The organism is Aeromonas sp. HMWF017, assembly GCF_003061465.1.
GTDB lineage: Bacteria > Pseudomonadota > Gammaproteobacteria > Enterobacterales > Aeromonadaceae > Aeromonas > Aeromonas veronii.
The window spans coordinates 531-6,625 of the sequence record NZ_QAJD01000136.1 but is presented as its reverse complement, the minus strand read 5'-3'; the positions used below and the strand labels follow the sequence as shown (position 1 = coordinate 6,625).

Annotated in this window: 5 protein-coding genes; 1 reads left to right on the top strand and 4 read right to left on the bottom strand. The window is 60.8% G+C overall.

The genetic code is table 11. From position 1 onward, the window contains the following. The coding region (locus DBR30_RS22185; RefSeq protein WP_308813275.1) for an FAD binding domain-containing protein at positions 1 to 271 on the bottom strand (271 nt) is incomplete at its 3' end. After that, positions 264 to 2,582 (bottom strand): xanthine dehydrogenase molybdenum-binding subunit XdhA, encoded by a 2,319-nt coding sequence (xdhA, locus tag DBR30_RS13585; protein ID WP_108588389.1) that lies wholly within the window; start codon positions 2,580 to 2,582, stop codon positions 264 to 266. The genes DBR30_RS22185 and xdhA, both read right to left, overlap by 8 nt. 57 nt (positions 2,583 to 2,639) lie before the next feature. Between xdhA and DBR30_RS13580 the strand changes: the two genes are divergently transcribed. Continuing rightward, positions 2,640 to 2,897, top strand: a complete 258-nt coding sequence (locus DBR30_RS13580) for a hypothetical protein (RefSeq protein WP_108542221.1) — start codon at positions 2,640 to 2,642, stop codon at positions 2,895 to 2,897. On the opposite strand, the gene DBR30_RS13575 is transcribed toward DBR30_RS13580, so the two are convergent. Together DBR30_RS13575 and guaD are read right to left on the bottom strand one after the other, a co-directional pair. After that, positions 2,894 to 4,195, bottom strand: coding sequence for an NCS2 family permease (locus DBR30_RS13575; RefSeq protein ID WP_162516894.1), 1,302 nt, complete (start codon positions 4,193 to 4,195; stop codon positions 2,894 to 2,896). The genes DBR30_RS13580 and DBR30_RS13575 overlap by 4 nt on opposite strands. A gap of 379 nt (positions 4,196 to 4,574) precedes the next feature. Continuing rightward, complete coding sequence (guaD, locus tag DBR30_RS13570) at positions 4,575 to 5,891, bottom strand: guanine deaminase (protein ID WP_108542222.1); 1,317 nt, start codon at positions 5,889 to 5,891, stop codon at positions 4,575 to 4,577. Positions 5,892 to 6,095: the final 204 nt, after the last annotated feature.

Here is a 6,095-nt window from a genome sequence, read left to right as displayed (position 1 = left end):
GCAGGCGGCGCTGCACCAGTTCGTTCTCGATGATCTCGGTAAAGGTGGTGCCGGAGCCGATGCGGATCGACCCATCAGGCAACTCGCACACCCCTTTGAGTTCGGGCAAGTCGTGAATATCAACGATATGGCGATAGGCGGCGTTGAGGTGATGCAGCTGGATCATCACATCGGTGCCACCAGCCAGCAGGCGCGCCTCGGGGTCAGCCTGACGCAGGGCGACGGCCTCGGCCACGCTGTGCGCCTTGTAGTAACGGGCAATATCAAACATGGTGTTGCTCCTCCCCTGATCCCTCGCCAATCAAACCCGCCGCGACAAACTCCCGAAACAGGGTTTTGGGGGTGATGGGCAGCTCGTTGATGGCGACACCGGTCGCCATGCGAATGGCGTTACGGATGGCCGGGCCCGGCGAAATGATCGGCGGTTCCCCCAGGGATTTGTGGCCATAGACCGACTGGGGCTCATAGGTCTGCACGAAGTCGCACTCGAGTTCGGGCAAATCCAGCATGGTGGGAAACTTGTAGTCGAGCAGGTTGGGGTTGCGCACCACGCCGGTCTTGGCGTCGATGATCATCTCCTCAAACAGCGACCAGCCGATCCCCATCCCCATGCCGCCGTGCACCTGTCCCTCCGCCAGCTGCGGATTGAGGATCTTGCCGGCATCGTGCAGGTTGATGATGCGGTTGATGGTCACCTTGCAGAGATCGATATCGACGCTGAGATCGACAAAGGTACAGCCGAAACTCGGCGGGTTAGTGGTGGTCTTGTGGGAGACCTCGGCAGTGATCTGGCCGCCGATGGTGAGGTGGTAATAGGCGTTGACCGACACCTCGGCGACGCTGATCAGCACCTTCTCCGGCGCGCCAGCCAGCACCACGTAGCCGTCGATCAGGGTGAGCGACCCCACATCCTGATGACAAAGCTGGGCTGCCAGCGAGAGGATGCGCGCCCGCAGTTGCAGCGCAGCCTGATGGATGGCGGGGGCAGCCACATAGCTCTGTCGCGAGGCGAACGAGCCCGGATCGTAGGCGGTGATGTCGGTATCCTGAGTCGAGATGACCCGGATCTGCTCAAACGGAATGCCCAGGGTCTGGGCCGCCATCTGGGCAAAGACGGTATCCGACCCCTGCCCTATCTCGGTGGCGCCGATCTGCAGATTGACGGTGCCATCCTGGTTGAGCAGCATGCGGGCACCGGCAATTTCGACCCCCACCGGATAGGTATTGGAGCCGTAGCTAAAGCACGCCACCCCGATGCCGCGCCGTACCCGACTCGCCGGATCCTGCCCCAGACATTCGGCCTTGAGCCGATCCCACTCGAACATCTCGCGACCACGCAACAGACAGTCTGGCAGCCCGGCGCTGTAGATGGTCTTCTGGTTGACCTGATTAACATCCCCTTCTCGCGCCACGTTGGCGATACGCACATCGAGCGGATCCAGCCCCAGCTCGGCGCAGGCATCATCCAGCATACATTCGAGGGCAAAAATCACCTGCGGCGCGCCGTAACCGCGCATGGCACCGGCGGTGGGCAGGTTGCTGTAGAAGGTCTTGGCATCATAGCCGAAGGCGCTGCGCGGATAGAGGTAACTGATCTTGTTGCCACCGGCACTGGCGATGGAGTGGCCGTGAGAGGCATAGCCGCCGGTGTTGGAGAGTACGTCGAGCTGATAGCCCTTGAGGGTGCCGTCACGGTTGAGGCCCATCTTGCCGTCGATCGCAAAGCCGTGGCGGGTGCGGGAGGCAAAAAAACACTCCTCCCGGCTCAAGGTCACCTTGACCGGCACGCCGCCAAGCTTGTAGCTCAGAAACGCCGCCATCGGCTCTTCCAGCACATCCTGCTTGTTGCCAAAGCCGCCGCCCATATAGGGCTTGATCACCCGCACGCTGGACCAGGGCAGGCCGAGAGATTTGGCCACCCGGCTGCGCACTATCTGGGGGATCTGGGTACTGCTGACGACGATGATGTGGTCCGGTTGATCCATGTAGGCGTAACAGGTCACCGTCTCCAGATGGCAGTGCTGCACCACCGGCGTCCGGTAGTGCCCCTGAAACTGCAGATCTGCCGCCGCAATGGCCTGCTCCGGGTCATTGGCGCGAAGCTGGCTTTGGCGCAGCAGGTTGCCACTCGGGTGGATGGGATAGGCACCGTCGGCCAGGGCGCTTTCGGCATCCGTCATCACCGGCAGCGGTTCGTAGGTCACCTTGACCAGGGCGGCCGCTTTTTCGGCCACCAGCGGATCGCGGGCCACTACGATTGCCACCCCATCGCCGAAGTGGCGCACATGGTCGGTGAGCAGGCGCCTGTCTTTCACGTCCCGTTTCGCCTCATCGAGGGACCAGGCGTGGCCGGCGGTGCGAAAACAGGTGGTGGGCACATCCTCGTGGGTGAACACGGCTTCGACACCGTGCAGCGCCAGCGCCTCGCTGGCGTCGATGGCAAGCACCTTGCCGTGGGCGATATTGCTGCGCACGTACTTGGCGTGACGCATGCCGAGCATGATGTTGTCATCGGTATAACGGGCACTGCCGGTCACCTTGGCCTCGGCATCCACCCGCTTGAGCGGTAATCCTATGGACATGATCAAGTCCTTTTTCAGGGAAGAAAAATCCAGAACCGGGATAAAAAACAGCAAGATATGCGCCTGTTTCCCCCTCTCGCCCCGGCGATGGGAAGAAGTGTGAAGAGGATCCCATCTGTCTCCCTTTTTCTGGCCGGCAAGGTGCCTGCCGAAGACGAAGCAGCAGCCCCCGATGCAACCAGTGCAGACGGCGCTATCAATCTGGTAAGGGGATTTATCAAAATGGTACGGGGTGAAAATCGAAGAAACATGCAGGTTTGGCTAAGAAAAGCGGGGCTGCCGATGGCAGCCCCGAAACGGGCGGGTTATCCCTAAATAGCCCACCCCCCAGCATAGAAAATCACCAGCGCCAGGGCGATGATGACGGTGCCCGTATTGAGCTTGTGCCACTCCTTGGAGCAGATGCGGCCAATCACCAGCGCACTGAAGCCCAGCATGATGCCGGTGACGATGTTGCAGGTGAGCACGATAAAGACCGCGCACAGCAGACCGGACATGGCTCCGACAAAGTCACTGAAATCGAGCTTGGTGACATTGCTCAGCATCAGGAGACCCACATACATCAGCGCCGGTGCAGTGGCATAGGCAGGCACCAGATAGGAGAGCGGCGCCAGAAACAGCATCAGCAGGAACAGGCCACCCACCACGGTGGCTGTGAGGCCGGTCTTGCCGCCCGCCGCCGTGCCCGCCGCCGATTCGATATAGACAGCGGCCGGGGATGCCCCCACCAGACCGGAGAAGATGCTGCTCACCGAGTCGGCGCTCAGCGCCTTACCGCTGTTGATGATGTGGCCATCCTTATCCAGCAGATTGGCCTGCCCCGCCACGGCGCGAATGGTGCCGGTGGCATCAAACACCGCGGTCATCACCAGCGCCAGCACACTTGGCAGCACCAGCGGCGAGAGTGCGCCCATGATGTCCAGGCTGAAGATAAGGGACTTGCCCTGATCGTCGGAGAGACTCGGCAGAGCGAACAATCCCTGATACTTCACCGCCGGGTCAAAAATGAGACCGAAGATGGAGATGGCGATGATCACCAGCAGGATCCCGCCCGGGACTTTGAGCTTCTCCAGCCCGAAGATCACCGCAAGACCGAGCAGGGTCATGATGACCGGCATCGAGGTAAAGGCCCCCAGTGCGACCGGCAACCCCTCCAGCGGGTTCTTGATAACCAGCCCTACCCCGTTGGCCGCGATCAGCAGCAGGAAAAGGCCGATACCGATACCGGTGCCATGGGCAATCCCCATCGGCAGGTTGTCGAGGATCCAGCTACGCACCCCGGTCACCGAGATGGCAGTGAACAGCACCCCCATCAGGAAGACAGCACCGAGCGCTACCGGAATAGGGATCTGCTGCCCCAGCACCAGACTGAAAGCGGTAAATGCGGTGAGTGAAATCGCGCAGCCGATAGCCATCGGCAGCTTGGCCCAAAGCCCCATCAACAATGAACCACACCCCGCCACCAGACAGGTGGCCACAAAGACGGCGCCCGGCGGAAAACCTGCCTTGCCGAGCAGGCCGGGTACCACGATCACCGAATAGACCATGGCAAGGAAGGTGGTGAGCCCGGCCAGCACCTCCTGTCTGACGTTGCTGCCCCGCTCGCTGATCATGAAATAGCGATCGAGAGCGGTGAGCGGTTGCTGTTGTGATGCGGTCTTGCCGGTGTCTTGACTGGCCAGCCCTTCCACGCTGTTTGTCCTGCTGTTTGCTTGGGTCATACCCAACTCCTTCACAAGCGCCTGAATGTTTCATCACGAAATGGCGACAGGATCTGTGGATCTGCCATTGCACACGGGAGGTGCAACTCAGAGACCAGGGCTGGCAGCACCAATCAAACGTTTGCCTTGCTGATCAAAAAACCGGGCCATTTCAGGTTGGTCATCAGGGGGGCGCCCTGATGTATCGCGGCGCTGGCGCCCCGGGCGGGCACGCCAGCTTCCGTATTCGTGGCAGAGCGGCGATCTTGCTGCCCTGCCCGGTTTATTCTCCCTAGCCCCGTTCGTGGACCAGCTGACCATCCACATAGGTACGGTAGATGGCTCTGTCATCCCCCAAGGTCAGCAGCACGAACAGCTTGTCACGCAAGGTGGTGGAGTTGTCATAACGCAGCTGCTGCAGCGGGGTGGCGACCGGGTCGAGTACCACGAAGTCAGCCTCCTTGCCCACCGCGAAGCTGCCGATCTGCTCGTCCAGCCCGAGCGCATGGGCACCGCCCAGGGTGGCAAGGTAGAAGGCCTGATAGGCCGAGAGGCGCTCGCCCTGCAGTTGCATCACCTTGTAGGCCTCGTTGAGGGTCTGCAGCATGTTGAAGGTGGTACCGGCGCCGATGTCGGTACCCATCCCCACTTTAACCTGCTTGCGCCACGCCTTGTGCAGCTTGAACAGGCCGCTGCCGAGATAAAGGTTGGAGGTGGGACAAAACGCGATGGTGGAATTGGTCTCTTTCAGGCAATCCCACTCCTGCTCTTCCAGATGGACGCAGTGGGCAAAGACGCAGTTGTGGCCGGTGAGGCCGTGCTGGTGATAGACATCGAGATAGCCCTTGTGCGCCGGGAAGAGGGATTTGACCCAGGCGATCTCGTCCTTGTTCTCGCACAGATGGGTGTGCAGATAGGTGGTGGGAAACTCTTCGCGCAGCCGCCGCGCCATCGTGAGTTGCTCGGATGTCGAAGTGGGTGCAAAACGTGGTGTGATGGCATATAGAAGCCGACCGTTACCATGCCAGCGCTCAATGAGCTGCTTGCTCTGTTCATAGCTGCTCTCGGCGGTATCGAGCAGATAGTCGGGCGCGTTGCGATCCATCATCACCTTGCCCGCGATCATCCGCATATTGATGCGACTTGCTGCCTCGAACAGGGCATCCACCGACTCGGGGTGAACGGTGCCGAACACCAGTGCCGTGGTGGTGCCGTTGCGCAGCAGCTGCTTGATAAAGAAGGTGGACATCTCGCGGGCATATTCGAGATCGTTGTAGCGCCGCTCGGCCGGGAAGGTGTGGCGGTTGAGCCACTCCAGCAGTTGCTCGCCATAGGCCCCCACCATCTCGCTCTGGGGATAGTGAATGTGGGTGTCGACAAAGCCCGGCACTATCATCTTGCCGCGATAATCGCGCACCCGCACCTCGGCCGGAATGCGATCTTTCCCCTCCTCCCACTCACCGAACCAGTCGATGCAGCCGTTGCGAATGATCAGCAGACCATCCTCGATAAGACGGGCGTTGGACTCAATCTCCTCGGGCAGCTCCACCACCCGGGTGATGTCGAAGAAGCTGCCGCGCACGGCTTTGACGGAGTTGTCGTATTTCATACCTCGTTCCCCTACTTTTTATTGTTCTGTTGTGACCATCAAACCCGTTCGATCTGGACGGCGGCGACCGGTTTGGCATCGGCCAGCGCCTCTTCATCGCGGCGGTTCGCGGTACTGACAGGACGGGCCGTGAAGGTCACGTCCGGTTTGTCGCTCAGCTGGATCACCTCTACCGCCTCGGCATCCTTGATGGCCGCCTTGCGT